This is a genomic window from Thiobacter subterraneus (assembly GCF_055379455.1).
Genome location: NZ_AP042402.1, coordinates 429,673 through 455,181, shown reverse-complemented (window position 1 = coordinate 455,181; position 25,509 = coordinate 429,673). Strand labels below are relative to the sequence as shown.

Here is a 25,509-nt window from a genome sequence, read left to right as displayed (position 1 = left end):
GGCAATGGCGGAAGACGAGGCGAAGGAACAGATCACCGCGGACGACTGGGCGGCGGCACTCGCCGAGCAGGAAAAGGCGGCGGCGGGCAGCGGTGAGGACTGGGCCGCGGCCCTTGCCGAGCAGGCCCAGGCGGAAGCCGCCAGACCCGCCCAGATGCCGGTGTTCGACAATGCCGGCGCCTCGGCCCCGGCCGCGGCCAACAATCTCGACATGATCCTGGACATCCCGGTGAATCTCACCGTGGAGCTGGGTCGCACCAAGATCGCCATCCGTAATCTGCTGCAGCTTGCCCAGGGTTCCGTGGTCGAGCTCGACGGCCTCGCCGGCGAACCCATGGACGTGCTGGTCAACGGCTGTCTGATCGCCCAGGGCGAAGTGGTGGTGGTCAACGACAAGTTCGGCATCCGTCTCACCGACATCATCACGCCCGCCGAGCGCATCCGCAAACTCCAGCGATGAGCCCTTTGTTCCGTGCGCTGGCCGGGCTGCCCGCGCTCGTGTCCACGGCGGCGCATGCCGCCGACACGACCCCCCCTCCTGTCGCCACGTCCTTCGCCAGTCTCCTGCAGATGCTGCTGGGACTGGCGCTGGTGCTGGCCGCCATTTTTGCCACGGCCTGGCTGATGCGCCGGCTCGGTCCCGGCCAGCTCGCGGGCGGCGGCGCCATGAAGGTGCTGGGCAGCGTCGCGGTGGGGCCGCGGGAGCGGCTGGTATTGGTGGAAGTGGGGCAGACCTGGCTCATCGTGGGCGTGGCGCCGGGCCGGGTCAGCGCCGTGCACAGCATGCCGCGCCCGGAAGACGCCGATGCCCTGCAGGCAAGTGTGCCCACCTCGCCCTTTGCCGAACGCCTGCGCCAGCTGCTTGCCAGCCGGCGCGCTTGAGGAGGGCGCCGTGCGGCTTGCCAGAGCGCTCCTGATCCTTGGCCTGCCCCTCCTGCTGCTGGGAGGGCAAGCCTGGGCCCAGACCGGCCTGCCCGCCTTCACCAGCACCCCGGCGCCGGGGGGTGGCCAGACCTATACGCTCAGCGTCCAGACCCTGATCCTGATCGCGGCGCTGACCTTCATCCCCGCGCTGCTTCTGATGACGACCTCCTTCCTGCGTATCGTCATCGTGCTGTCGCTGCTGCGCCAGGCCATCGGCACGGTGCAGACGCCGCCCAATCAGGTGATCGTGGGCATCGCCCTGTTTCTGACCTTCTTCATCATGTCGCCGGTACTCGACCGCATCTACGTGGAAGCCTATCAGCCCTACATGGAGAACCGGCTGCCCTTCGACCAGGCGCTGGACAAGGCGTCCCAGCCCCTCCGGCAGTTCATGCTGGCCCAGGTGCGGCAGGAGGACCTGGCCCTGTTCGCCAAGCTGGGCAGGGTGGGGCCCATGCCGGGACCGGAGGCGGTACCCATGAAGATCCTGATTCCCGCCTATGTCACCAGTGAGCTCAAGACCGCGTTCCAGATCGGCTTCCTGGTGTTCATTCCGTTTCTGATCATCGACATGGTGGTGGCCAGCGTGCTCATGTCCATGGGCATGATGATGCTCTCGCCGGTGCTCATATCCCTGCCGTTCAAGCTCATGCTGTTCGTGCTGGTGGATGGCTGGGGGTTGCTGCTGGCGTCCCTCGTGCGGAGTTTCAATCCATGATGACTGCGGATACCGTGATCCACATCGGCCAGCAGGCGCTGGAAGTCACCATCCTGGTTTCGGCGCCGCTCCTCCTCGCGGCGCTTGCCACCGGCCTTCTGGTGAGCATCTTCCAGGCGGCCACGTCCATCAACGAGATGACGCTTTCCTTCATTCCCAAGCTGCTGGTGATGTTCGTGGTGATGATCCTGGCCGGACCGTGGATGCTGGGCACCATGACGGACTACATGACGCGGCTGTTCGCCAGCATTCCGGAAATCATCCGCTGAGGGTGCCGCGCCCCGGCGCGCCTTCCGCACGCCCATGATCACCGTCACCAGCGCCCAGCTCGAAGCCTGGCTGGCCACCCTGTTGTGGCCCTTCCTGCGGATTGCGGCGCTCCTGGTTTCCGAACCCCTGCTCGGTCATCGCGCGATCCCCATCCGCGCGCGCATGGCCTTCGCCCTGGTGCTGGCCTGGCTCTTGGCCACGGTCCTGCCGCCCCCGCCGCCGGTGGGGCTGGCTTCGGCGGAAGGGCTGCTCATCGCGGTCCAGCAGATCCTGATCGGTGTGACCCTGGGCTTTTCCATGCGGCTATTGCTGGCGGCGGTGGAAATGGCGGGTTCGGTCGCCGGCCTGTCCATGGGGCTTGGCTTTGCCGTCTTCTACGATCCCCAGAATTCGGCCCAGGTGCCCGTGCTGGGCCAGTTCATGGGCCTGATGGCGATTTTGGTGTTCTTCGCCATCAATGGGCACCTGATGGTCATCGCCGCCCTGGCGGAGAGCTTCCGCATCCTGCCCATCTCACCCACCCCCCTGGCGGCGGGCGGTTTCCAGGCCGTGGCCCTGGCCGGGGGGCAACTGTTCGTCATCGGCGTGCTGTTGGCGCTGCCCGTGCTGGCGGCGCTGCTGATCGTGAACGTGGCCATGGGGGTGATGAGCCGTGCCGCGCCCCAGCTCAACCTGTTCGCGGTGGGGTTTCCCCTCACCCTGATCGCGGGCTTTGCGGTGCTGTTTCTGGCGTTGCCCTATTTCGCGCCCCACTTCGTGCGCCTGTACGAGGAGGGGCTGGCCATGACCATGAAGATCCTGGCGGCCCTGGCGGGCTCGCGCTAGGGCAGGACGGGTGCCATGATCGTGCCCCGCTATTTGGGCGGCGGGCCGATGTCGGCCATGTGGAAGCGGAAGCGGCCCTGGCGCCGGTCATGGAAATAGGCGCGCAGCGTGGCTTCCACGGTGCGGAAGGCGAGCCGGTCCCAGGGAATGTCCTTCTCCTCGAACAGCGCCACCTCCAGGCTCTCCATGCCGGGCCCGAAATCCAGATCCAGCAGGCGCGCGCGGAACATCAGATACACCTGGTTGATGTGGGGCAGGTTGTACAGGCTGTAGAGCTCGCCCACCTCCACACGCGCGTTGGCTTCCTCCAGGGTTTCCCGCGCCGCACCCTGGGCGGTGGTCTCGCCGTTCTCCATGAAACCCGCCGGCAGGGTCCACAGGCCCCGCTTGGGATCGATGGCGCGTCGGCAGAGCAGGATCTTGTCCTCCCACTCGGGGATGGTGCCCACGATCATCTTCGGGTTCTGGTAATGGATGGTGCCGCAGGCGGGGCACACGTGGCGCGGATGGGTGTCCCCCGAGGGAATGGTGACGATGACGCGGTTGCCGCACTGGCTGCAGAAATTCATGGGTAGGCACCTGGGCGAACTGCCAAAGTAGCAAAATTCCGGGACATGGTGTAGGGGCTTTCCGCAATCGACAGGGGATTGCGGTTAAAATTCACGAGCGCGCGCAGGCTGCCGCGTGCCTTTCGTTCAAGCTGGAGTATCGATGCGTCCCGCCCACATTGCCGCCATTCTCGATCAGGAATTTCAAGCCACGCTCAGCGGGCAGCACACCCCGGTCATGTTGTGGGGCCCGCCCGGCGTGGGCAAGTCCCAGATCATCGCCCAGATCGCCAAAAAGCATGGCGTGCCCCTGATCGACATCCGTCTGTCCCAGATGGAGCCCACCGACCTGCGCGGCATTCCCTTCCGAAAGGACGACTACGTGGAATGGGCGGTGCCCGCCATGCTGCCGGATGCGAAGCGCCACGGGCCCGCGGGCATCCTGTTCCTGGACGAGATCACCTCCGCGCCGCCCACGGTGTCCACCGCGGCCTACCAGCTGATCCTGGACCGGCGTCTCGGCGAATACCAGATCCCGGACGGCTGGGCGATCTTCGCTGCGGGCAACCGCCAGGGCGACCGGGGCGTGACCTACACCATGCCCGCGCCGCTGGCCAACCGCTTCACCCATTACGAAATGGAGGCCCATCTGGATGACTGGGTCGCCTGGGCCCACGCCAACCAGATCGACGAGCGCATCATCGGTTTCCTGCGTTTCCGTCCCGATCTGCTGTTCCGTTTCGATCCGGCGCACAATCCCATCGCCTTTCCCTCGCCGCGCTCCTGGGAGTTCGCCCATCGCGCGGTGAAGAAATTCGGCCACATGCCGGATTTGCTGCGGGACACGCTGGAAGCCTGCGTGGGACCGGCGGCGGGGGTGGAGGTGAAGGCCTTCATCGACAGCATGGACCAGCTGCCGGACATCGATGCGATCGTCAATGGCCAGGACAGCCACGTGCCCAATGGCATCGATCTGCAATACGGCGTGGCGGCTGCGCTGGTGCGCCGCGCCGTGCTGGCCAAGGGCACGCCGGAGGCCAACCGGGTGCTGGGCAACGTCCTGAAATACGCGCGCCGCTTTCCCCAGCGGGAAATGGGCGTGATGCTGGTCACCGACCTGCACCGCGCGGTGGGCAAGCCGCTCTTTGCGGTGCCGGAGTTTGCCGAGTGGGCGAACAGCATCACGGATCTCATGCTCTACGATCTCAAGTAGGATCGGCCATGTCCTCCCCCCTGCCCGAGGTGCCGGACCTGGAGGCGCTCCAGACCAAGCTCTCGGCGGCGCGCACCCGCCTCATCCTGGAGAAGCCCTTCCTGGGTGCGCTGGTCATGCACCTGGAACTGAAGCCCGTGGATCCCTCCGTGTGCCGCTCCACCGGCACCGATGCCCGGCACTTCTACTACAACCCCAGCTTCATCCGTCACCTGAGTCTGGCCCAGACCCAGTTCATGCTGGCCCACGAGGCCATGCACTGCGCGCTCGCCCATTTCGCACGGCGCCATCATCGCGAGCTCAAGCGCTGGGACGTGGCCTGCGACCACGCGGTGAACCTCATCCTGTGGGAAGAAGGTTTGCAGCCGCCGCCCGGCGCCCTCATGAATCCCGAATATCACGGGCTCACGGCGGAGGAGATCTATCCCCTGATTCCGCCCGACCCCAACGAGGAGACCCTCGACAGTCACCTCTACGACAGCGAGTCCGGCAGCGGCTCGCAAAGCCGTCCCGACCAGCAGTCTGCCTCCGACCGGGGCGAGTCGCAGCAGGACGCGGGCAGGGGCGCGGGGCAGGCCAGCGGCGAGGAACCGCCGCCCGACCAGCGCCAGGGGGACTCACCGGGCCAGGCGGCGAAGCAGCAGCAGGCTGCCGGCAGCCAGCCCCAGATCGAGGGCCTCAGCGAGACGGAAAAGGAGGAACTGGGCCGGCAGTGGCAGCAGCGGCTGGCCGCCGCCGCTCAGCAGGCGGCCATGGCGGGCAAGCTGTCCAAGATGCTGGCGCGCATGGTGGACAATCTGCTCCAGCCGCAGCTGCCCTGGCGCATGCTCCTCGCGCGCTATCTCAAGACCGCGGCGCGCGACGACTACAGCTTTCAGAAGCCTTCCCGGCGCGAGGGCGACGCCATCATGCCCAGCCTCGCCTCCAGCATGATCGACGTGGTGGTGGTGCTGGACACCAGCGGCTCCATCGACGATGAGGAGCTGCGGGAATTCCTTTCCGAGGTGGACGTGATCAAGGGCCAGATCCGCGCCCGCGTCACGCTCCATGCCTGCGACGACCGGCTGTGCGAGAACGGTCCCTGGCTCTACGAGGTGTGGGAGCCGCTCACGCTGCCGCGCAATCTCACCGGGGGCGGCGGCACCGACTTCCGGCCGGTGTTTGAGTGGCTGGAGCGGGAACAGATCCGGCCGGACGTGCTGGTCTATTTCACGGACGCGGAGGGCGAGTTCCCGACCCTGGAGCCTCCCTATCCCGTCATCTGGCTGGTGAAGGGCAAGGCGCCGGTGCCCTGGGGCCAGCGCATCCAGCTCAACTAAAGGCGCGTTGCTTCGGCCCGGGCGCGCAGGCGCGCCACCAGGCCGTCGAGATCGACCCCGGCATCCGTTGCCACCGTGAGCACGGGCTCGTCGGCAGCTGGCGGCTCCACCCATTGGCGCTGCAGGGCCAGCACGCGCAGATCGGCTTCCGCCGCATCCGTCCCCGCCGCGTGGCGCGCCGCCACGCGCGCCTCCAGGGTCTTCGGCGCCGCGTCGCAGGCGAGGATCACGCAGGCATGGCCCTGCGCCGCGGCGCGTGCCGCCTCCCGCTCGCTTCTCTTGAGATAGGTCGCATCCAGGATGCAGCTGAAGCCTGCCTCCAGGACGAGGGGCGCCAGTTCGTGCAGGCGTGCGTAGGTGCGGCGGGTGGCTTCCGCGGTGTAGATGTCCTGACCCGTGCTGCGTTCCAGGGGCTTGAGGCCGAACAGACGTTTGCGTTCCACGTCGGAACGGATGCGAATGGCGTTAAGCCTGCCGGCCAGCTGCGCCGCCAGCGTGCTCTTGCCCGAACCCGACAGCCCGTGCATGACGATGAGCAGCACCGGCCTGGCCACCTGGAAACTGCGCGCCAGCGCCATGTAGTGGGCATAGCGGCTCCAGGCTTCCAGACGCGCGTGTTCCTCCATGCCCGGCTGGGCCGCTTCGAAGGCGGCGACCTTGGCCCGCACCACTGCGCGGAACACCAGGTAGTAGCGCAGCAGGCGCAGCCCCGGGTAGTCGCCGGTTTCCTCCAGATAGACGTTGAGGAAACGCCAGCCTAGCTCCGGGTGGCCCCGGCTTGCCAGATCCATGACCAGGAAGGCCACCTCGCTCATGACGTCGATCCAGCGGAAGGATTCGTTGAACTCGATACAGTCGAACAGCCGGATCCTGCCGTCGATCACCACCATGTTGCCGGTGTGCATGTCACCGTGGCATTCGCGCACGAAGCCTTCCTGTTTGCGCTGCAGGAACAGGGGCTTGAGCCGGGCGAATTCCGCCTCCGTCCAGCGCGCCAGGGCCTGCAAGGCCTCCCGCTGGGCGTCGCTGGCGAGCAGCGGCCGGATTTGCTCCACGTTCTGGCGCGCCTGGGCCGCCAGGGCGGCGGGCGTGCCCCAGGGCGTGTCCGGCGCGGCCACGGCGATGCGTTCATGCAGGGCGGCCACGTCCCGCGCCAGGGTGTCGATCTCGCCTTCCGTGAGCGCGCCGCGGGCCATCACCTCCGGCAGCAGCGAGCCGGGCGGGAAGCGTTTCATCTTGAGGGCGTATTCGATGACCGGGCCGTCGCCGCCCAGGCGCGGCGCCTCGTGGCTGCCGGTGATGGGCACCACCTCCAGATAGAGCTCGGGGGAGAAGCGGCGGTTCAGGCGCAGCTCCTCCTCGCAGTAATGGCGGCGGGCGGCGAGGGTGGTGAAGTCGAGGAAACCCAGGTCGTAGGGCTTCTTGATCTTGTAGGCGAACTCCCCGGCCAGCAGGACGCTGGAAATGTGCGTCTCGACCCGTTCCACGCGCTCCACCGGGTGGGGATAGCGGCGCGGGTCGAGCAGGGCATGCACCAGGATCTGGTGCAGACGGGCGGCGTCCGGCATGGGGGGCTTCGGTGAGGCTGCGGATTTTTCAACATTAGCGAAAACCCGGCACGATGGGGGAATTTTTCCCGGCAGCCGGGGTCGCAGGCTGTCTGTGTTAGAATCGCCCGCCTTTTTGGCAGTCTTCGGAAAGTCAGGTTCGCCCATGCCCCGCGCCCTTCGCAACATCGCCATCATCGCCCACGTGGACCACGGCAAGACCACCCTGGTGGACAAGCTGCTGCACCAGGCCGGTACCTTCGCCGCCCACCAGCAGGTGGGGGAACGGGTGCTGGACAGTAACGACCTGGAGCGGGAGCGGGGCATCACCATCCTCGCCAAGAACACCGCGGTGGACTACCAGGGGACGCACATCAACATCGTGGACACCCCGGGCCATGCCGATTTTGGCGGCGAGGTGGAGCGCGTGCTGGGCATGGTGGACGGCGTGCTGCTGCTGGTGGACGCGGTGGAAGGCCCCATGCCCCAGACGCGCTTCGTCACCAAAAAGGCGCTCGCCCTGGGCCTTAAGCCCATCGTGGTAGTGAACAAGGTGGATCGCCCCGGCGCCCGTCCGGACTGGGTGGTGAACCAGACCTTCGATCTGTTCGACCGCCTCGGCGCCAGCGAGGAGCAGCTGGATTTCCCGGTGGTTTATGCCTCCGCCCTCAATGGCTGGGCCACCCTCGACCTGCGGCAACCGTCCTCCGACATGCGCCCCCTGTTCGACACCGTGCTGCGTCACGTGGAGCCGCCGAAGGGCGACTCCGATGCACCGCTGCAATTGCAGATCGCGGCGCTGGACTACTCGTCCTTCGTGGGCCGCATGGGCATCGGCCGCATCGCCAACGGGCGCATCCGTCCGGGCCAGCAGGTGGCCGTGGTGGCCGGTCCCGGCGGCGAGGTGAAGAACGGGCGCGTCAACCAGGTGTTCGGCTTCCGCGGGCTGGAGCGGGTGCCGGTGGAAGAGGCCGAGGCCGGCGACATCGTCCTCATCACCGGCATCGAGGAGATCGGCATCGGCGTTACCGTCACCGACCGCGACGACCCCCGCCCGCTGCCGCTGCTGCAGGTGGACGAACCCACCCTCACCATGACCTTCCAGGTCAACACCTCGCCCCTGGCGGGCACCGAAGGCAAGTTCGTCACCAGCCGCCAGATTCGCGAGCGGCTGCAAAAGGAGCTGCTCACCAACGTCGCCCTGCGCGTGGAGGATACGGCGGATGCCGATGTGTTCCTGGTCTCCGGCCGGGGTGAGCTGCACCTCACCATCCTGCTCGAAAACATGCGGCGTGAGGGCTATGAGCTGGCCGTGGGCAAGCCGCGGGTGGTGATGAAGGAGATCGACGGGGTGAAATGCGAGCCCTATGAGCTGCTCACGGTGGACGTGGAGGAAGCCCACCAGGGGGCGGTGATGGAGGAACTGGGCCGGCGCCGGGGCGACCTGCTGGACATGCAGCCGGACGGCAACGGCCGCGTCCGGCTGGAATACCGCATTCCCGCCCGCGGGCTGATCGGCTTCCAGTCCGAGTTCATGACCCTCACCCGCGGCACCGGCATCATGGCCCATGTGTTCGACGACTACGGCCCGGTGAAGCCGGACATTCCCGGCCGCCGCAACGGCGTGCTGATCAGCCAGGAGAACGGCGAGGCCGTGGCCTATGCCCTGTGGAACCTGGAGGATCGCGGCCGCATGTTCATAAGCCCCGGCGACAAGCTCTACGAGGGCATGATCATCGGCATTCACAGCCGGGACAACGACCTGGTGGTGAACCCCATCAAGGGCAAGAAGCTCACCAACATCCGCGCCTCGGGCAGCGACGAGGCGGTGCGCCTCACTCCGCCCATTCGGCTGACACTGGAGTCGGCGGTGGAATTCATCGAGGACGACGAGCTGGTGGAAATCACGCCCAAGTCGATCCGGCTGCGCAAGCGCCACCTGCAGGAACACGAACGCCGGCGCGCGGCGCGGCTGGAAAACGTGGCGTAAGCCCTGCCTACTGCCGGCCGTTGCGCGGCGCGCGCAGCCCTGCCTCCAGCTTCTGCATGGCGGCCAGCAGCTGCGCGGTGCGATGGGCCACGCGCGACTCCAGCTCCTCGTTGATCTTCGCGAGCTCCGCCGTGCGCTCGGCGACGCGCCGCTCCAGCTCGTCGCGCGCCTGCTGCAGCGCCTGTTCGAACGCCTGGCGGCGGGCGATCTCGGCTTCCAGCTCGCGCCGAATGGCGCGCAACCGGCGATTCATGCGCAGGGTATAGCCGTAGCCGGCCGCCAGTCCCAGCAGCAACAGGGCCGCGCCCGCCAGCCAGCCCCAGTAGCGGCGGGCGAGCTCGCGGTAATCGGGCCGTCCGTAGTGGCGATACGGCCCCACGCCCAGTTCCATCATGAGTTGATGCACGTTGTGGTAGTCGAGGGGCACCGTCCATTCGTGATAACCCGCGGCCTGGGCGGCGGGGTGATCGGGGCGCATTTTCAAAAGCGCGATGGCCACCTGCTGGGCCAGATCGTCCGGGGTGTGGCGCACCACGGCGAAGGCCCAGTCCGGATACAGCTCCGTGCTCAGGGCATAGGGGAAATTCTCCACGGGGCGCAGGTTGAGGACATGGAAATCCCGCAGACTGATCTTGCCTTCCAGCGCCAGACTCTCCAGCAGGCCGGTTCTCACCGTGCCGGCATCCACCCTGCCATCGCGCACCGCGAACACGATCTCGTCCTGGGGGAAACCGGAGAAGACGAGCGCCCCCAGGTCCCGCGCCGGATCGATGCCCTGGCGTTTGAACTCGCGCCAGGCCAGCCACCAGCCGCCAAAGGCGTTGGGATGCACGGCCATGAAACGCCTGCCCCTGAGATCGGCCAGGGTACGGATGTCCCGCCGGTCGGCACGGGTGAAGATCACGGCGCCAAAGCGGCTCAGGCCCCCGTGGGGCGTGCGGCTCTTGAGGGTGGCGATGCGCGTGATGCCGTAGAGAAACTCCAGCTCCGCGTAGGAGCCGGGATTGGTGAGCACGAATTCCACGTCGCGGTATTCCACCGCGGCACCGATGTCGTCGTTGGTGAGGGGCACGATGACGAAGGTGTGGCCCGGAATCTCGCTGGAGAGATAATGGGCCGTGGGCGTCCAGACACGGATCGCCTCCTCCTTGCCGCGATGGGCCAGCACCCCGATGCGTACCAGCCGGTCCGCGGCCTGGGCGGCCTGCACCATCACGAGCAGACCGGACAGCGCCAGGCAGACGGCGGCGAGCAGGCGGCGGACAGGGGCCATGGCGGGGCAGAAAGACCTTGGGCGCCCGAGTCTAGCACAGGGCGCCGGGCGTTTCCTTCATAATCCGGCCATGGTTTCCACTGCCCGTACCCCGGCTCCCGGCGCGCCGCTTCCCACACGGGAAGACTGGCTTGCCACCCATGCCGCCGCCTACGACGAGTCCGCCCGCGCGGCCCTGGCAACCGCCTTCGATCTCGCCCGGCAGGCCTACGGAGAGCGGCGCACGCCCCAGGGCGAGCCCCTGTTCCTGCACGCGCTGGCGGTGGCCGGGGCGATCGCCGATCTGCAGCTCGACTACCAGGCCGTGGCCGCCGCGCTGCTGGCCCATGTGCTGGATGCGGGGCTGGCGCCGGAAACTCTGGCGGCACAACTCGGTGACGACATCCTGCGCCTGGTGCAGGGCGTGGGGCGCATGGACCAGGTACACCGGGGCGTGCTCAGCCTCGAGACCGGGCGCGGCGAACCCGTGAACCAGGCCGAGTCCCTGCGCAAGATGCTGCTGGCCATGGCCGAGGACATCCGGGTGGTGCTCATCATCCTGGCCGAGCAGGTGCAGCTGCTGCGCGAGCTGGTGAAAAGCGAGCACCCCGCGCGCCAGCAGGTGGCCCGTGAGGCCCAGGAAATCTTCGCGCCCCTCGCCAACCGGCTGGGCATCTGGCAGCTCAAGTGGGAGCTGGAGGATCTCGCCCTGCGCATCCTGGAGCCCGAGCTCTACAGGCGCATGGCGCGCCTGCTGGACGAGCGGCGGCTGGACCGCGAGCAATACATTGCCCGCGTCATCGAACGGCTGCGCGAAGAACTCGCCCGCGCCGGCATCCAGGCCGAGGTCACCGGCCGGCCCAAGCACATCTACAGCATCTGGCGCAAGATGAAGCTCAAGCACCTGGATTTCGAGCAGGTCTATGACGTGCGCGCAGTGCGGGTGCTGGTCAACGACGTCAGGGACTGCTACACCGTGCTCGGCATCGTGCACGGCCTGTGGCAGCCCATTCCGGGTGAATTCGACGACTACATCGCCCACCCCAAGGCCAACGACTACCGCTCCCTGCACACGGCCGTGATCGGGCCCGAGGGCAAGGCGCTGGAAGTGCAGATCCGCACCCACGAGATGCACCGTCACGCCGAGTTCGGGGTAGCGGCCCACTGGCGTTACAAGGAAGGGGTGAAGGCAAGCCATGGCTTCGACGAAAAGATCGCCTGGCTGCGCCAGCTGCTCGCCTGGCGCGACGAGGTGGCCGCCAGCGGCGGCGATGCCGGGGAATGGGTGCAGCAGTTCAAGACCGAACTGTTCCGGGACCGTGTCTATGTGCTCACCCCCCAGGGCAAGGTGATCGACCTGCCCCAGGGCGCCACACCCCTCGACTTCGCCTACGCTGTGCACACGGATCTCGGCCACCGCTGCCGGGGCGCCAAGGTGGACGGGCACATCGTGCCGCTCAATTACAAGCTCAAGAACGCCCAGCGCGTGGAGATTCTCACCGCCAGGCAGGGCGCGCCTTCGCGCGACTGGCTGTCCGGTGACTATCTGGCCACCTCGCGCGCCCGGGCCAAGGTGCGCCAGTGGTTCCATGCCCAGGACCACGATGCCCATCTGGCCCAGGGCAGGGAGCTCCTGGAGAAGGAACTCACCCGGCTCGGGGTGAGCGGCCTCAATCAGGAAAAGCTTGCCCAGAAATTCGGCCATGGGCGGCTGGAGGACTTCCTCGTCGCCCTGGGCCGGGGCGAATACCGGCAGGTGCAGCTGGAACAGGCCATCCGCAGTCTCGTACCCGCGCCGGCGCGGGAAGCTGCGCCGGCGCCTTCCGCGCGCCGTGCGCCGGCGCGCGCTGCGCGCGGCGACGTGCTGGTCGAAGGGGTGGGCAGCCTGCCCGTGAGCTATGGCAAGTGCTGCCGGCCGGTGCCGCCGGATCCCATCGTGGCCTATCTCACACGCGCGCGGGGCGCGGTGGTCCACCGCCAGGACTGCCCCAACGTGCGCGGCCTTGGGCCGGAGCGTGGCGCGCGCCTGCTGGCGGCGAGCTGGGCGGCGGGGGCGGACAGCCTGCATCCGGTGGACCTGCTGGTGCGCGGCGATGACCGGCCCGGCCTCCTGCGCGATCTGCTGGCGGTGCTCGCGGCCGAGAAGATGAACCCCCTCGCCGTCAATGCGGTCACGGGCGGCGGGCTCACCGACCTGCGCCTCACCGTCGAAGTGCGCGATCTGGAGCAGCTACAGCGCCTGCTCGCGGCTCTTTCGGCCGTGCGCGGCGTGCGCCTTGCGCGGCGGACGGGGCAGGGCGGTGGGATCTGAATATCTGCATGCGTTCGGAAACCTTCAGTGACCATGAAAGTCCTTGCAGGCCGTGAATTACGCGTCTTACCCGAAGCGTCGCTCCAGTGAGCGGTGTGTGGACTATTGAGAATTACCATAATGGATGACAACCGTTTGAGGTGGTCGTGCGTTACTCGAATCAGGCATGATTCGAGGAGGAGCTATGGCGACCAAGCGATACAAACGGAATTTGCAGGAGATGGAAGCACGGCGGCGACGCGGCATGCGCATGCTCAAGCGTGGCATTGCGCAGGCGGAAGTGGCGCGCAGGCTCGGGGTGAGCCGGCAGACCGCCTCGACGTGGGCCAGGCGGTTGGCAGACGACCCGCAAGCCTGGCGCTGGCGTCCTTTGGGCAGGCCGGGCGGACTGACAGATGCCGACAAGCGGAAGCTGGCGAAGCTGCTGATCAAAGGGGCGGTTGCCAACGGCTTCCCCACGGAGTTGTGGACACTGGCCCGTGTGGGCAAACTCATTGCCCGCGAATTCGGACCCTCATACAGCAACGTCCATGTCATGCGTCTGTTGCGGGAACTGGGGTTCTCCTGCCAGAAACCGGAGAAGCGCGCGCTGCAGCGCGACGAGACCGCCATCGCCGAGTGGAAGGCCAGGCGCTGGCCCCTGCTCAAAAAAAAGCCCGCCGCGAGGGGCGCACCATCGTCTTCATCGACGAATCGGGATTGAGCGAACGGCCTACCCGGGTGCGCACCTGGGCACCCAAGGGGCAAACGCCGGTGCTGCAATACAGCTTCACCTGGCAGCAGCTCTCCGCCATTGCCGGCGTGACCTTCTGGAACTTCTACTTCCGGCTCTTCCCCGGCAGCATCAAGAGCCCACAGCTGGTCGAGTTTTTGAGCGCGCTCACGCGCCAGATCAAGGGCAAGCTGCTGATCGTCTGGGACGGCCTCAAGGCCCACAAGAGCCGACTGGTGCGCGAATTCGTCGAGTCCCAGGGCGACCGTATCGTCCTTGACTACCTGCCGGCCTACGCGCCGGAACTCAATCCGGTCGAGTACATCTGGGGCTATCTCAAGAACCGGGAGATCGCCAACCTGTGCGCCGCGCAACTCCATGAGGTCTCCGACTTCGCCCGGCGCCGGCTCAAATCCATGCAGCGCCGCCCGCAACTGGTCGCCGCTTTCTGGAAATAGGCCGAGCTGCCGATATGATGTCATCTACTTATGTAACACTCAATAAATCCGACGGGCTTCCGGGGGCTGAAGGTGCACAGGCTGGTCCGTCAAACGTTCATCTGGCGAAAGATGGCGGGATTGCAAAAACAGCGCGAATCAACGGAACCGGACGCAAGTACACGACTCTGGTTTTATGCATTGCGTATAATTCTGAGCGATTACAGGCGTTTCAGGCTGGTGCAAGGCGGAGATGAAAAACGGTTGTGACGGGCGTCGCGGGTCTGCAGGCGGTTGCGGAAGATTTGCCCGGAAACCATTCACGGCTCGCGATGGGGGAACCCCCGCTTGACTCTGGCTGGCACCAATTGAAAATGCACAGCGAGTCGAAAGCTGACAACCGGGGGATCGACCCGGGTCTTCTCGAGGCATACCGGGCCACGCATTACCACGTACAGGAGGCAGTGCCCTTCACGCTGTACGTGGACCACCCCAGCGCGGAGCTCGCGAGGCTTCACCGGGAATTTGGCACGGACTGCAGTGCTTTCGTCACGGCCTGCAATCCTGGCAGCCATCTGTTGGATCCCGTCGAGAACGCCCGCCTGCACGCGGAACTGGGCACACGGCTGGCACGCGCGGGATACCGCTGCCTGGAAGGACTCGGCCGGCATCCGTCGAATGGCTGGCCTGCCGAGCCAGGCTATCTCGTACTCGGTCTTTCGCTGGAAGATGCGTCAACGCTTGGGCGTGAAACAGGACAGAATGCCATTATCTGGAGCGGCGGAGATGCCGTGCCCCGCCTGATTCTGCTTCGTTGACCAAGGAGTGGTCCGCCTGCCCGCTGGGCGAAGGACCGGGGGGATTTGATCCAGCTTGCCGGCCCCGACATGTCGTCAAACGCGGCTAAAGAGGAGTCGTGCAATGTTCCTGCAAGAAGGCCTGTTTTCCTCGGAATCGGTCTCCGAAGGCCACCCTGACAAACTCGCCGACCGCATTTCCGACGCGGTACTCGATGCGTTCCTGGAACGCGAGCCCGCCGCCCGTGTGGCGTGCGAGACCCTGCTAGCCGACCAGTGTGTGGTGGTGGCCGGCGAGTTCCGCACCCGTGAGCCGGAGGTGTTCCGGGCGGTACGCGAACGGGTGGTGCCGATCGTTGCCGGTGTACTGCGCGACGCAGGATACCGTAACAGTGGCACCGGCATCGACCCGGAACGGTGCGAGATCCAGGTGCGGTTCAATGGCCAGTCTGCCGACATCAGCCAGGGAGTGGACCGGGCAGACGGCATCCTCGGTGCCGGCGACCAGGGGCTGATGTTTGGTTATGCCTGCGACGAGACACCGCAGCTTATGCCTGCGCCCATCGTCCATGCCCATCGGCTGGTGCGGCGCCAGGCCGAGCTGCGCCGGTCTGGCCGCCTGCCATGGCTGGGACCCGATGCGAAGTCGCAGGTGACCTTCCGCTATGAGGATGGTCAGCCGGTGGCCGTGGAGGCCGTCGTTTTCTCCACCCAGCATGCCGAGGATGTCGATATCGAAACGGTCCGCGAGGCAGTACGTCGTGAGATCATCGATGCCGTGATCCCACTGGCACTGCGCAGCAGCGGATACCGCGAGCTGATCAACCCGACCGGCCGCTTTGTCATTGGCGGGCCCAAGGGCGATACGGGGCTCACCGGGCGCAAGATCATCGTCGACACCTACGGAGGCGCGGCGCCCCATGGCGGTGGCGCCTTTTCGGGCAAGGACCCGTCCAAGCTGGACCGTTCCGGGGCCTACATGGCACGCTTTCTGGCGCGGCAGGTGGTGGCGCGCGGATGGGCCCGGCGCTGCCTCGTACAGATCGCCTACGCCATCGGCGTAGCGGAACCCGTGAGCTTCCTGGTCCACGCGGAGGGCGCAAGTGCGGCGCGCAACCGCGAGATGGCCGAGACCCTGGCCACCGAATACGATCTGACCCCGGCTGGCATCATCCACGGGCTCGACCTGATGCGCCCCATCTACTATCCCACGGCCGCCTACGGCCACTTCGGACGGGATGACCTCGCGCTGCCTTGGGAGGCCGGGCACCTGCCGACCGAGAGCCGCGCCGCCTGACAGGGGTGGCCCGCCGGCGCTAGGGGCGCCGGCGGGCAGTTCTCAGGCTCACGCGGGCTTGGTTTCTTCCGGCACGAGCACGCCGTTTCGGACCACGTAGGTCTTGTCGTTGATGGCAACCCCATGCGCATCGCGGGCGAGGTGACGTGTCACCAGCGCAATGAGCTCGTCCTCGGGAAGGACGTCACAGTAGACATCGTAGGCCTCGTAGAGCTCGGCGCCGTAGCGCTGCATTGCCTCGTCAAGAGTGTCGTAGGGGCCCTCCGGATCCATATCGGAACAGCTCCCGTAGAAGATCCCCCGCCAGCAGCGGTACCAGACCGCCCCACTATGACCGGGCATGTGTCCGTCCCATGACACGGTGAGGACCGTTTCCCCATGCAGGAGAATCTCGTTCCAGAACCATTCCTCCGGCTCCAAATCGTTGCATGGCAGCCGGCCTTCAATGATGCCCCGCTCGCGCACGGTGAGGCGCGCCAGCATCCGCGGATCAGTGAGCCATTTTGTGTGGAAGTCCTCAAACATAGAAGACATCTCCTTCCGGACGGGGCGATTGGCCGTCAGAGCGGGGGGCGGTTGGTACCGCATCGAATTCGTAACGGACCTCCAGACGCTCGCGGGGAACGTTCGTGACATCGATCCCCATGGCGCGCGCGAGCACAGCGCCCATCGGCTGGCCGCCGTCGGCGCCGCCTATGCCGCCGCTCGGCGGATCAGACGAGTGATTGACGCTTCCGTCGCGTTCGCAATAGCTGCAACTTTCGGGTCCCCACACGACACACATCCGGAAGCCCGTGCGCTTGACTGCCTCCAGTGTGGCCCGGATGAGCAGCCAGCGCGCCTCCGGCGTGAGCCCATTGGGTCCCCGAGGCCGCGGGTGCTGTACAAAGCTCTTTCGGTAGCCTACGTGGGCCGCGGGTGGCCCCCAGCGCACCGCCACGGGTTCCCGCTGGAACACCGAAGCATAGATGCGGACGATGATGTAGGGATAGGGGCCCCGGCGTACGACCGGGCTGTCATTTCCCTGGGATGTGGTTTCACTCATGTGATGCCTCCTTGCCTCCCCAACCAGCCAAGCGAAGCCGGGCCCGGGGAGGATGGAGGCCATCAGCGACGCTTTAGCGGTACTTGGTGAGTCGCCCCGCAAGTTGTCGATTAACTCGGCGACGGGACCGAAGTCCCGAAAGGTTTGTCTGGTTCTGGCTGTGGCAGCCTCCGATGCTTCAGTAGACGCCGCGCTGCCAGGCCTCGTCGAAGGCCGCATCCAGATGGGAATTCAGGCCCCGGCAGCCGGCGGCCACCTCGCGCGCCCAGTCGAAGTAGGTGCGCCGCCGCTCCGGAGGCCATTCCCGCGGCGGACTTCCCGCCAGGGAACGCAGGTTGCTCGTCAGGTCCGCAAGCTTGAGAAGCCGCGCCCGCGCGCTCATGGCGCCGACCTTTTCTACTGCGAGCCGCTTGCGCTCCTGTTTCTCCAGACTCTTGTCATCGGTCACCTCCTCGACCAGCGCCGCGATGTCCTCGTTGAAAGCGATGGCAAGGTCGTCGCGCCGCACGCCCTGATCTTCGATCGTGTCATGAAGCAGCCCCGCGCAGACCAGGTTGACATCCGTTCCACACGTCGCTTCGGCCAGCAGCCGGGCCACCTCGGCGAGATGGTTGACGTAAGGCTCTGCCGCCAGCCCTTTGCGCCGCTGATCCACGTGCTTGCGCGCGGCGAAGTCAAGCGCCCGCGCAAGGAGTATCACGTCTTCGTTCATCCAGTCACTCCCTTTCTTACGGGGCATGAGCAGGCTGCAACGGGCAAAAGAAAAAGCCCCGCTTCGACTGCTCACGCCAAAGGGGGCTTCTTCCCAAGCCTCGCTTTAGCAGCACTTGTAGAGCGCCCGCAAGCTGAATATCAAATCGGCGCTGTTTCGCTAACGATAGACAAAGACATCGCTTGTTGTCAATCCCTTTGTATTCGTCCAGCACCTTTGGCACTCGGGGTGATGGGTGAGGAGTGATCGTACCGGCGAGGCGCGGCCTGGCAGGCCGCGACGATTTCGTTTGGGTCGATCCCCGCGTGCGCGGGGGAGACACGCCAGGACCGCCCGTCAGAACGGAAACATAGGGTCGATCCCCGCGTGCGCGGGGGAGACCGTTGAGCTCGAAGTGCTGAACGGCACAGTACTGGTCGATCCCCGCGTGCGCGGGGGAGACACCCACAGCAGTTGGTCGACGGCGATGAGTACGGGTCGATCCCCGCGTGCGCGGGGGAGACCATCATTGACGCCGGCGGCACCGGCTCGGACAAGGTCGATCCCCGCGTGCGCGGGGGAGACTCGTAGGCGATGGTGAATGTCAGACGCCAGTCGGGTCGATCCCCGCGTGCGCGGGGGAGACAGCGCGGCGCAACGCCGCGCCTCCTGGTCGAGCGGTCGATCCCCGCGTGCGCGGGGGAGACATTGTCTCTCTCCAACCCCGTCCGCCCGGGGCGGGTCGATCCCCGCGTGCGCGGGGGAGACCTCGCGTTTGTTGCCCAATACGGCATACTTTGAGGTCGATCCCCGCGTGCGCGGGGGAGACTCCCGGTCGAAGTGCAGAAGCGAGACCTCACCGGGTCGATCCCCGCGTGCGCGGGGGAGACACATGCTGAGGATTCTCCGGGTCAAAATTCTCAGGTCGATCCCCGCGTGCGCGGGGGAGACAGCGAAACTTCATGGCTCTATTTTTAATGCTGAGGTCGATCCCCGCGTGCGCGGGGGAGACTGCCGGATGAGGTCATCCAGTACCGGGGCGGCGGGTCGATCCCCGCGTGCGCGGGGGAGACGCAAGACTACGAAACGCGACAAGCTCAGCAGCGGGTCGATCCCCGCGTGCGCGGGGGAGACCGGCGTCAGACAAAAGGGCACCACCGCCGATCAGGTCGATCCCCGCGTGCGCGGGGGAGACCACTTGAGCAGCCAGCGGTACACCTCCTCTGAGGGTCGATCCCCGCGTGCGCGGGGGAGACTGCTCCGCGAGCGTGACGCGGTAGGCCGTCTCGGGTCGATCCCCGCGTGCGCGGGGGAGACCGCTTTGGTCGAAGCGCCCTTGCGGAGGAGGTGGGTCGATCCCCGCGTGCGCGGGGGAGACTTGCCACCGGCATGACACAAGTCAATGGGCGCGGGTCGATCCCCGCGTGCGCGGGGGAGACACATGCTGAGGATTCTCCGGGTCAAAATTCTCAGGTCGATCCCCGCGTGCGCGGGGGAGACGCCTGAAAATTGGCTAATCATCGGTAGTGGTAAGGTCGATCCCCGCGTGCGCGGGGGAGACCCAGACTGTCCGGTGAAGAGGGGGCGATGCTGAGGTCGATCCCCGCGTGCGCGGGGGAGACGCAGGTATCTTTTTACCGCCGCCGCGGCGAGGGGGTCGATCCCCGCGTGCGCGGGGGAGACGCTGCGCTGAAAAAGCTTCGTCCGTATATGGCAGGTCGATCCCCGCGTGCGCGGGGGAGACGGATGTTGTGGGCGTCCCGCCCGGTGGCGCGGAGGTCGATCCCCGCGTGCGCGGGGGAGACTGGACAGTCGACCACTACAAAGCCTGATGCAACGGTCGATCCCCGCGTGCGCGGGGGAGACTCTCTCTCAAAATCGGTGTGGCGGCGCATTGAGGGTCGATCCCCGCGTGCGCGGGGGAGACGCTTCTGTTCTCATGAAAAAATGAACAGCTTGCGGTCGATCCCCGCGTGCGCGGGGGAGACTCAGCATGATACGCCAGCCCATAGACTGGCAGAGGTCGATCCCCGCGTGCGCGGGGGAGACTTGACGAACCACCCTTTTCATAGATCGTCTTTGGGTCGATCCCCGCGTGCGCGGGGGAGACGCCGACTCAGGGCTGACGCCATGAGCGGAGAGCGGTCGATCCCCGCGTGCGCGGGGGAGACGCTGCACGCCGTCAAAACGATCAGATGATGCAGGGTCGATCCCCGCGTGCGCGGGGGAGACCTAACACCGCCGCCCTGTCCTGGGCGTGCAAAAGGTCGATCCCCGCGTGCGCGGGGGAGACCGTCATATCCAGCTCATGCCCAAGCCTGATAAGGGTCGATCCCCGCGTGCGCGGGGGAGACTTATCATTAGGATCATTTACAGCCCATTTTAGGGGTCGATCCCCGCGTGCGCGGGGGAGACATAACCGGTTTTCAAAGGGTTTTTCATTTCAGGGGTCGATCCCCGCGTGCGCGGGGGAGACGGCGGCAACCGCGCTGGCGTCTACCGATTTAAAGGTCGATCCCCGCGTGCGCGGGGGAGACGCGTTTGGAACGGTCAAGAAAAAATCGACGCGAGGTCGATCCCCGCGTGCGCGGGGGAGACAGGATAGCCTTAACCTTTAGGGACTCCTCTTCGGGTCGATCCCCGCGTGCGCGGGGGAGACCTTGAGATGCTCGACCACGCGATGGCGCAACAGGGTCGATCCCCGCGTGCGCGGGGGAGACATATGCTTGGCAATTTATCCGGACCATAAAACGGGTCGATCCCCGCGTGCGCGGGGGAGACGACGCAAGGTAAGTCTCGAAACGGCTGTCGTGGGGTCGATCCCCGCGTGCGCGGGGGAGACGCAGGCGCACAATGTCAATTTGCGGTATGACGAGGTCGATCCCCGCGTGCGCGGGGGAGACGAGCCGGCATTGCGTCTGCCGTCTATAGATCGGGGTCGATCCCCGCGTGCGCGGGGGAGACATGGTGTCTGATGCAGGCCCCAGAGCAGATTGGGGTCGATCCCCGCGTGCGCGGGGGAGACGACAGGGCCGCGGCCTCTTTAACACTGAGACCGGGTCGATCCCCGCGTGCGCGGGGGAGACATATCGCCGCGGTTCCGAACAGGGCCAGCTCTAGGTCGATCCCCGCGTGCGCGGGGGAGACGTGACGGCGGAGGCAAGCACACCGACAAGCCCGGGTCGATCCCCGCGTGCGCGGGGGAGACGCTGAAACGCGCATTGAGCAGGGCGATCTTTTGGGTCGATCCCCGCGTGCGCGGGGGAGACCGCAGGCGCAGAAAGAGGTCACGGCCAACGAGCGGTCGATCCCCGCGTGCGCGGGGGAGACGAGGGCGGCGATGCCGGGCGGTATTTCTCCCAAGGTCGATCCCCGCGTGCGCGGGGGAGACGGCGCGCCGCCGAATTCCCGCGCGCGCAGCTCAGGTCGATCCCCGCGTGCGCGGGGGAGACGCAAGGATGGCGGGCATGGCGCGTCGATGAGCAGGTCGATCCCCGCGTGCGCGGGGGAGACAGTCCACTGGGTCAAGCTGCCATCGGCCTGTGGGGTCGATCCCCGCGTGCGCGGGGGAGACGCAGGTGCTACGGATACTTCGCCAGTCATGGTGGGTCGATCCCCGCGTGCGCGGGGGAGACCCGATCTGCGCCGGCGCGGCCCACACCCGGCCGGGTCGATCCCCGCGTGCGCGGGGGAGACTGAGCTGGACGCCACCTTCGGCACGATCAAGGTGGTCGATCCCCGCGTGCGCGGGGGAGACAAAAAGCCCATCTTGGCCGCGCCCACCCGGGCGGGTCGATCCCCGCGTGCGCGGGGGAGACAGACGCCCTACCAGCGCTGGTGGGGCATCGAAAGGTCGATCCCCGCGTGCGCGGGGGAGACACGGCAGCGGCAGCGGCAGCGAGCCGCGCGGTGGGTCGATCCCCGCGTGCGCGGGGGAGACGAACATTGGATGTCTCGACCGCTTCGCGCAAGGGGTCGATCCCCGCGTGCGCGGGGGAGACGTGAGCAGCGGCGTAATGCCGTTGATGGTGAACGGTCGATCCCCGCGTGCGCGGGGGAGACTCCGCTTCCGCGCGCTGCCCCAGCACGTGGCGGGGTCGATCCCCGCGTGCGCGGGGGAGACGCCAGGCAGCAGTCTGCGCAGGCGCCGCGCTGAGGTCGATCCCCGCGTGCGCGGGGGAGACGCCGTCACCGGCGTGACGCCGGCCCTTTCCAAGGGTCGATCCCCGCGTGCGCGGGGGAGACCGGTCGCGAGCCAGATTCCGTTGACGCCGCAAAGGTCGATCCCCGCGTGCGCGGGGGAGACCCTTTGCCCTTGAGCTCGTCAAAGCTCTTGGCGGGTCGATCCCCGCGTGCGCGGGGGAGACACGGCGCCGGTGGCGCGGCTCGCCACCACGTAGGGTCGATCCCCGCGTGCGCGGGGGAGACAGCGTGCCGGAATAGAGCAGCACGTCCAGGTAGGGTCGATCCCCGCGTGCGCGGGGGAGACGAAATCGGCATGACCGACAAGGAGGCCCGTCAGGGTCGATCCCCGCGTGCGCGGGGGAGACTGGTGTGAGCCCGACTGTGACGGCCGCGACTGGGGGTCGATCCCCGCGTGCGCGGGGGAGACTCATCCACGTGCGGGGCAGTAAGAGCCTCACGAGGTCGATCCCCGCGTGCGCGGGGGAGACCTTCTGCGGCCGGTACAGCGGCAACCATGTACAGGTCGATCCCCGCGTGCGCGGGGGAGACATCGGATTCTTTGGTCTTCGTCCACAAACGCGAGGTCGATCCCCGCGTGCGCGGGGGAGACCACGTCGAAAATGCAAATCTCGACGATCTTCAGGGTCGATCCCCGCGTGCGCGGGGGAGACCGCACAACATTGTTGTTATCCAGCAGGCTCAGGGGTCGATCCCCGCGTGCGCGGGGGAGACTCTTGCGACTAACTGCTCGCCCGCCAAGGATAAACCAGATTTTTAAAGATCGCTGGCCTTATTCTTGCTTGGGCCATCCGGCCCTGTTGGCTCAGGCGTTGCCGTCACGGGGCGTCGCGCGACGATGAGCCCGTCGAGCTCCAGCAGTTGCACGGGTGGCGCCCCCAGCACCCGAACCGCTTGCCCTCCCGGCATGGCGCGTTCCTCCCACACGAGCACGATCGAAGCATCGTTCTCGTTGGGAAACCAGTCCTCGAGCACGCTCCAGATACGCTCACGGACGGCCGGGTTGATTCGGGGGGCGCTATAGACGCCCGGGGCCAGCTCGAGCATCACAGACGCGAGGAAGCCGCGCACGCGTGCCGATACGTTACGCGTCACCACCACTGTCATGGACATCGAACAGCTCCTTGATGCGCTCGATCATGTTCGGGATGAGCTTGAGCCGCCGGAATTCGGCGGCTGCACGCTTGCGCACCTCGCGCTCGAGGTTGTCCGCCTTGCCCTCCCGCATGGCGCGCACGGCCCCGAAGGCGAGCGGTACCGTGAGTTCGATGCGCCACAGGTCGGCAATGTCGAGGGTGAAGGCATTGCTCGAGTCCTCGTGGATGAACCCCAGGGGCGGCAAGGCTCCGGTGGCTGCAACCGCGATGTCGGCCGCGGCCTCGACGAAGGTCGCGGCGTGGTTGATGGCCTGGTTGGGCAAATCGGCGGCGGTGGGGTTGTCCCGGTCGTAGCGGCGTCCGTTCCAGTCGATGCCGAAGCGCTGCGCCAGAAGCCGGTAGCTTTCCTTGATGCGCGCGCCTTCGATGCCACGCAGGGTTTCGATGTCCCGGTGCGGCAGCACGCGCCCCAGGCGCCAGGCATAGAGCCGCCGCGCGGTGTCGAGCCGTTTTTGGGGGTCGGCCCAAACTTGGGCATGGGCGCGTGCCACATCGGAGCGCCCCTGTCCCATGGGCGGCGCCGTATAGCTTTTGACTCCGCCCTCCCCCACGGCGGCAATCAAGGTGCCATGGCGGGCGCACAGGCGCAGCACGTCCTGCGTGATGCTCGTCCCGGGCCCGAGCAGGATCATCGAGACCGCCTGGTAGGGAATGGCGTAGTCGCCGGCATCAAGCGTTTCGCTTTTGGCCGCCACGAAGCGCAACGTGCCATCCTCTACCGAGAGCCTGCCATATTCGAGATAAAGCAGACCATGCCGGTCGGCATGGGGGATGCGGGAGGCCGCCAGCCCCAGCCGCCCCGGGAGCAGACCAGGGTTAGGGCTCATCGCGGCGGGGCGAGCAAGACCATGCCAAATCCGAAAGCCCGGTGCCGGCCGATGCCGCGGGCGAGCCGCTCGGCAAAGCGGGCCGGATCGGCGATGACGGCCTCGGCGGCAAAGAGCGCCTGCGGCCGTTCGACGGTGCGCAAGCGCCTGTCCGAGGAGTGATCGCGCCGCAGCAGCCGGCTGCGTGCGCCCATGCCCAAAAGCCGTACGCCCTGGAGTTGCGCGGCGCCCTCCCACTGGCGCAGGAACCAGTCGCGATAGACCTCGGCACGCGGCGGGGCGGCTTCGCCCATGCGGTCGAGGGCTCGCAGATAGACGTCCTTTTCCTCACCATCCTTACGCGATACCGGGCAGACGAGCACCTTGAGATGCAGCCGCTGGCCTTGGCGCCAACTTGCCGGCATCGGTTTGCTCGCAACGCCGTCAAGATCGAGCGCCGCCCAGGCCAAGGGCGGCGCGAAGGCCTGCGCCCGTTCGAGCAGCTCGGTGGCGGGGTGCATCGTGTAGCCGAGCACTTCGTGGCGTCGCTCGAAATAGCGAAAGGGTTTGGGCGCCGCCGCGCCGAAGAGTGCGGCGAACCAGGCATGCAGCGTATAGCCCAGCGTTTCGTCTTCCTGGGCGATGCCGTGCTCGGCGGCAAAACGCAACAGGCGCGGCGCATCGACAGGGATACGGATGAGATGAAGACCGCTCATGGGACGAGCTCCAAAATGCCTACCGCATAGCGTTCAGCGCCGAGGTGGATGTTGTTACGCCAGTCACGCGCATCAAAGCGCTCTTCCGTGCTGGCGCCTGTTCCCTCGTCCAGAGGCCAAAGCGCGGGGATGGGGTAGGGGCGTTTGCGTGGGCCGATGTCGGCCAGGGGTTCCGCCGCAAGCGCGGCCCGCACACCCTGGGCATGGCGGCGTCCGACCAGGATGGGGGCTGCCGGCAGACACGGCTTGCGGCCGATGAAGAGCGGCCGTGCTGGGACACGCAGGGCGTTTTCCAGCGCGTCCAGGTTTGGCTCGCCTTCGCCGTCCAACGCCAGTGCGACCGTGGCAACACCGTTGGCCCAGTAGTCGCGGAGGCGTTCGTGGGTGTATCTCCCTTTTTGCCGAATCTGATTCTCCACATCGCCAGTTCGCTCTTCGATCCTTCCTCGTGTTGTCCATCCAGTGCCCCGGAGAAACTCGTGTCCGAGTTCTACCGTCTGGTAGTCGGTCAGCAGCTCGGGCTCGGCGTCCCAGCGCGCAGCAAAACGCAATCGATCTTGCAAAGCCTGGAGTTTGTCAGTATCGCGGTGATCCCACCCGAGGGCGTTGGCGAGCAGACCCGTGAGCAGCGATTTGCCGGGAAAGCGCCAGGTGGGGTTGATCTGATCGACCACCACGCCGCCAAAACTCATGAGGGGCGCATCAAAGCGCAGGAGCAGGCAATCCATGGC

General features: G+C 66.8%; 22 protein-coding genes and 1 CRISPR repeat array. Of the genes, 12 read left to right on the top strand and 10 right to left on the bottom strand.

Features of this window, described 5'->3' with window-relative positions; all coding sequences use genetic code 11:
• The first annotated feature begins 4 nt into the window (after positions 1 to 4).
• Genes fliN through fliR form a run of 5 tightly spaced genes read left to right on the top strand, consistent with a single transcriptional unit; the run spans position 5 to position 2,737 of the window.
• On the top strand, positions 5 to 460 hold the full coding sequence (gene fliN / locus ACZ42P_RS02410) for a flagellar motor switch protein FliN (RefSeq protein ID WP_464898511.1): 456 nt from the start codon (positions 5 to 7) through the stop codon (positions 458 to 460).
• Complete coding sequence (gene fliO / locus ACZ42P_RS02405) at positions 457 to 882, top strand: flagellar biosynthetic protein FliO (RefSeq protein WP_464898510.1); 426 nt, start codon at positions 457 to 459, stop codon at positions 880 to 882. Before fliN ends, fliO begins: the two co-directional genes overlap by 4 nt.
• Positions 806 to 1,642: a flagellar type III secretion system pore protein FliP gene (gene fliP, locus ACZ42P_RS02400; protein WP_464898509.1), complete on the top strand. Its 837-nt coding sequence runs from the start codon at positions 806 to 808 to the stop codon at positions 1,640 to 1,642. Before fliO ends, fliP begins: the two co-directional genes overlap by 77 nt.
• A complete protein-coding gene (gene fliQ / locus ACZ42P_RS02395; protein WP_464899350.1) occupies positions 1,642 to 1,911 on the top strand; it encodes a flagellar biosynthesis protein FliQ in 270 nt (89 codons plus the stop codon). The genes fliP and fliQ overlap by 1 nt, the downstream gene beginning before the upstream one ends.
• Before the next feature lie 34 nt (positions 1,912 to 1,945).
• Positions 1,946 to 2,737: a flagellar biosynthetic protein FliR gene (gene fliR / locus ACZ42P_RS02390; protein WP_464898508.1), complete on the top strand. Its 792-nt coding sequence runs from the start codon at positions 1,946 to 1,948 to the stop codon at positions 2,735 to 2,737.
• A gap of 29 nt (positions 2,738 to 2,766) precedes the next feature.
• Here the strand turns inward: fliR and ACZ42P_RS02385 are convergent, their stop codons facing one another.
• Entirely contained in the window at positions 2,767 to 3,306 is a 540-nt protein-coding gene (locus tag ACZ42P_RS02385; RefSeq protein ID WP_464898507.1) for an NUDIX hydrolase, read from the bottom strand.
• 142 nt (positions 3,307 to 3,448) lie between these two features.
• On the opposite strand from ACZ42P_RS02385, the gene ACZ42P_RS02380 reads away from it, so the two are divergent.
• Positions 3,449 to 4,498: an AAA family ATPase gene (locus ACZ42P_RS02380; RefSeq protein WP_464898506.1), complete on the top strand. Its 1,050-nt coding sequence runs from the start codon at positions 3,449 to 3,451 to the stop codon at positions 4,496 to 4,498.
• 8 nt (positions 4,499 to 4,506) lie between these two features.
• Positions 4,507 to 5,817, top strand: a complete 1,311-nt coding sequence (locus ACZ42P_RS02375; protein ID WP_464898505.1) for a vWA domain-containing protein — start codon at positions 4,507 to 4,509, stop codon at positions 5,815 to 5,817.
• Here the strand turns inward: ACZ42P_RS02375 and ACZ42P_RS02370 are convergent.
• Positions 5,814 to 7,385, bottom strand: a complete 1,572-nt coding sequence (locus ACZ42P_RS02370; RefSeq protein WP_464898504.1) for a bifunctional aminoglycoside phosphotransferase/ATP-binding protein — start codon at positions 7,383 to 7,385, stop codon at positions 5,814 to 5,816. The genes ACZ42P_RS02375 and ACZ42P_RS02370 overlap by 4 nt on opposite strands.
• Before the next feature lie 145 nt (positions 7,386 to 7,530).
• On the opposite strand from ACZ42P_RS02370, the gene typA reads away from it, so the two are divergent.
• A complete protein-coding gene (gene typA / locus ACZ42P_RS02365; RefSeq protein ID WP_464898503.1) occupies positions 7,531 to 9,354 on the top strand; it encodes a translational GTPase TypA in 1,824 nt (607 codons plus the stop codon).
• Positions 9,355 to 9,361: 7 nt separating this feature from the next.
• Here typA and ACZ42P_RS02360 read toward each other — a convergent pair whose 3' ends face one another.
• Entirely contained in the window at positions 9,362 to 10,627 is a 1,266-nt protein-coding gene (locus ACZ42P_RS02360) for a phosphate/phosphite/phosphonate ABC transporter substrate-binding protein (RefSeq protein WP_464898502.1), read from the bottom strand.
• Between the two features lie 70 nt (positions 10,628 to 10,697).
• On the opposite strand from ACZ42P_RS02360, the gene ACZ42P_RS02355 reads away from it, so the two are divergent.
• From ACZ42P_RS02355 to metK, 4 genes are all read left to right on the top strand, one after another.
• On the top strand, positions 10,698 to 12,917 hold the full coding sequence (locus tag ACZ42P_RS02355; protein ID WP_464898501.1) for a RelA/SpoT family protein: 2,220 nt from the start codon (positions 10,698 to 10,700) through the stop codon (positions 12,915 to 12,917).
• Positions 12,918 to 13,101: 184 nt separating this feature from the next.
• A protein-coding gene (locus ACZ42P_RS02350; RefSeq protein ID WP_464898500.1) for an IS630 family transposase occupies positions 13,102 to 14,087 on the top strand; the annotation gives its coding sequence in 2 pieces (ribosomal slippage) (positions 13,102 to 13,573 and positions 13,573 to 14,087; 987 coding nt in all).
• Between the two features lie 245 nt (positions 14,088 to 14,332).
• Positions 14,333 to 14,884 carry a DUF3293 domain-containing protein gene (locus ACZ42P_RS02345; protein ID WP_464898499.1) on the top strand — a complete coding sequence of 184 codons (552 nt, stop codon included), beginning with the start codon at positions 14,333 to 14,335 and terminating at the stop codon, positions 14,882 to 14,884.
• Between the two features lie 103 nt (positions 14,885 to 14,987).
• Positions 14,988 to 16,160 (top strand): methionine adenosyltransferase, encoded by a 1,173-nt coding sequence (gene metK, locus ACZ42P_RS02340; protein ID WP_464898498.1) that lies wholly within the window; start codon positions 14,988 to 14,990, stop codon positions 16,158 to 16,160.
• 48 nt (positions 16,161 to 16,208) lie between these two features.
• Here metK and ACZ42P_RS02335 read toward each other — a convergent pair whose 3' ends face one another.
• From ACZ42P_RS02335 to cas5e, 7 genes are all read right to left on the bottom strand, one after another.
• Complete coding sequence (locus tag ACZ42P_RS02335; protein ID WP_464898497.1) at positions 16,209 to 16,685, bottom strand: hypothetical protein; 477 nt, start codon at positions 16,683 to 16,685, stop codon at positions 16,209 to 16,211.
• A complete protein-coding gene (locus ACZ42P_RS02330; protein WP_464898496.1) occupies positions 16,678 to 17,205 on the bottom strand; it encodes a hypothetical protein in 528 nt (175 codons plus the stop codon). The genes ACZ42P_RS02335 and ACZ42P_RS02330 overlap by 8 nt, the downstream gene beginning before the upstream one ends.
• A 178-nt stretch (positions 17,206 to 17,383) precedes the next feature.
• Positions 17,384 to 17,917: an HD domain-containing protein gene (locus ACZ42P_RS02325; protein WP_464898495.1), complete on the bottom strand. Its 534-nt coding sequence runs from the start codon at positions 17,915 to 17,917 to the stop codon at positions 17,384 to 17,386.
• Positions 17,918 to 18,209: 292 nt separating this feature from the next.
• Positions 18,210 to 22,813: direct repeats of the CRISPR family, unit length 28 nt; unit sequence GGTCGATCCCCGCGTGCGCGGGGGAGAC.
• 42 nt (positions 22,814 to 22,855) lie between these two features.
• A complete protein-coding gene (gene cas2e, locus ACZ42P_RS02320) occupies positions 22,856 to 23,212 on the bottom strand; it encodes a type I-E CRISPR-associated endoribonuclease Cas2e (protein WP_464898494.1) in 357 nt (118 codons plus the stop codon).
• On the bottom strand, positions 23,184 to 24,083 hold the full coding sequence (gene cas1e, locus ACZ42P_RS02315) for a type I-E CRISPR-associated endonuclease Cas1e (protein WP_464898493.1): 900 nt from the start codon (positions 24,081 to 24,083) through the stop codon (positions 23,184 to 23,186). The genes cas2e and cas1e overlap by 29 nt, the downstream gene beginning before the upstream one ends.
• Entirely contained in the window at positions 24,080 to 24,778 is a 699-nt protein-coding gene (locus tag ACZ42P_RS02310) for a type I-E CRISPR-associated protein Cas6/Cse3/CasE (protein ID WP_464898492.1), read from the bottom strand. Before ACZ42P_RS02310 ends, cas1e begins: the two co-directional genes overlap by 4 nt.
• Complete coding sequence (cas5e, locus tag ACZ42P_RS02305) at positions 24,775 to 25,506, bottom strand: type I-E CRISPR-associated protein Cas5/CasD (RefSeq protein WP_464898491.1); 732 nt, start codon at positions 25,504 to 25,506, stop codon at positions 24,775 to 24,777. The genes ACZ42P_RS02310 and cas5e overlap by 4 nt, the downstream gene beginning before the upstream one ends.
• Between the last annotated feature and the right edge of the window lie 3 nt (positions 25,507 to 25,509).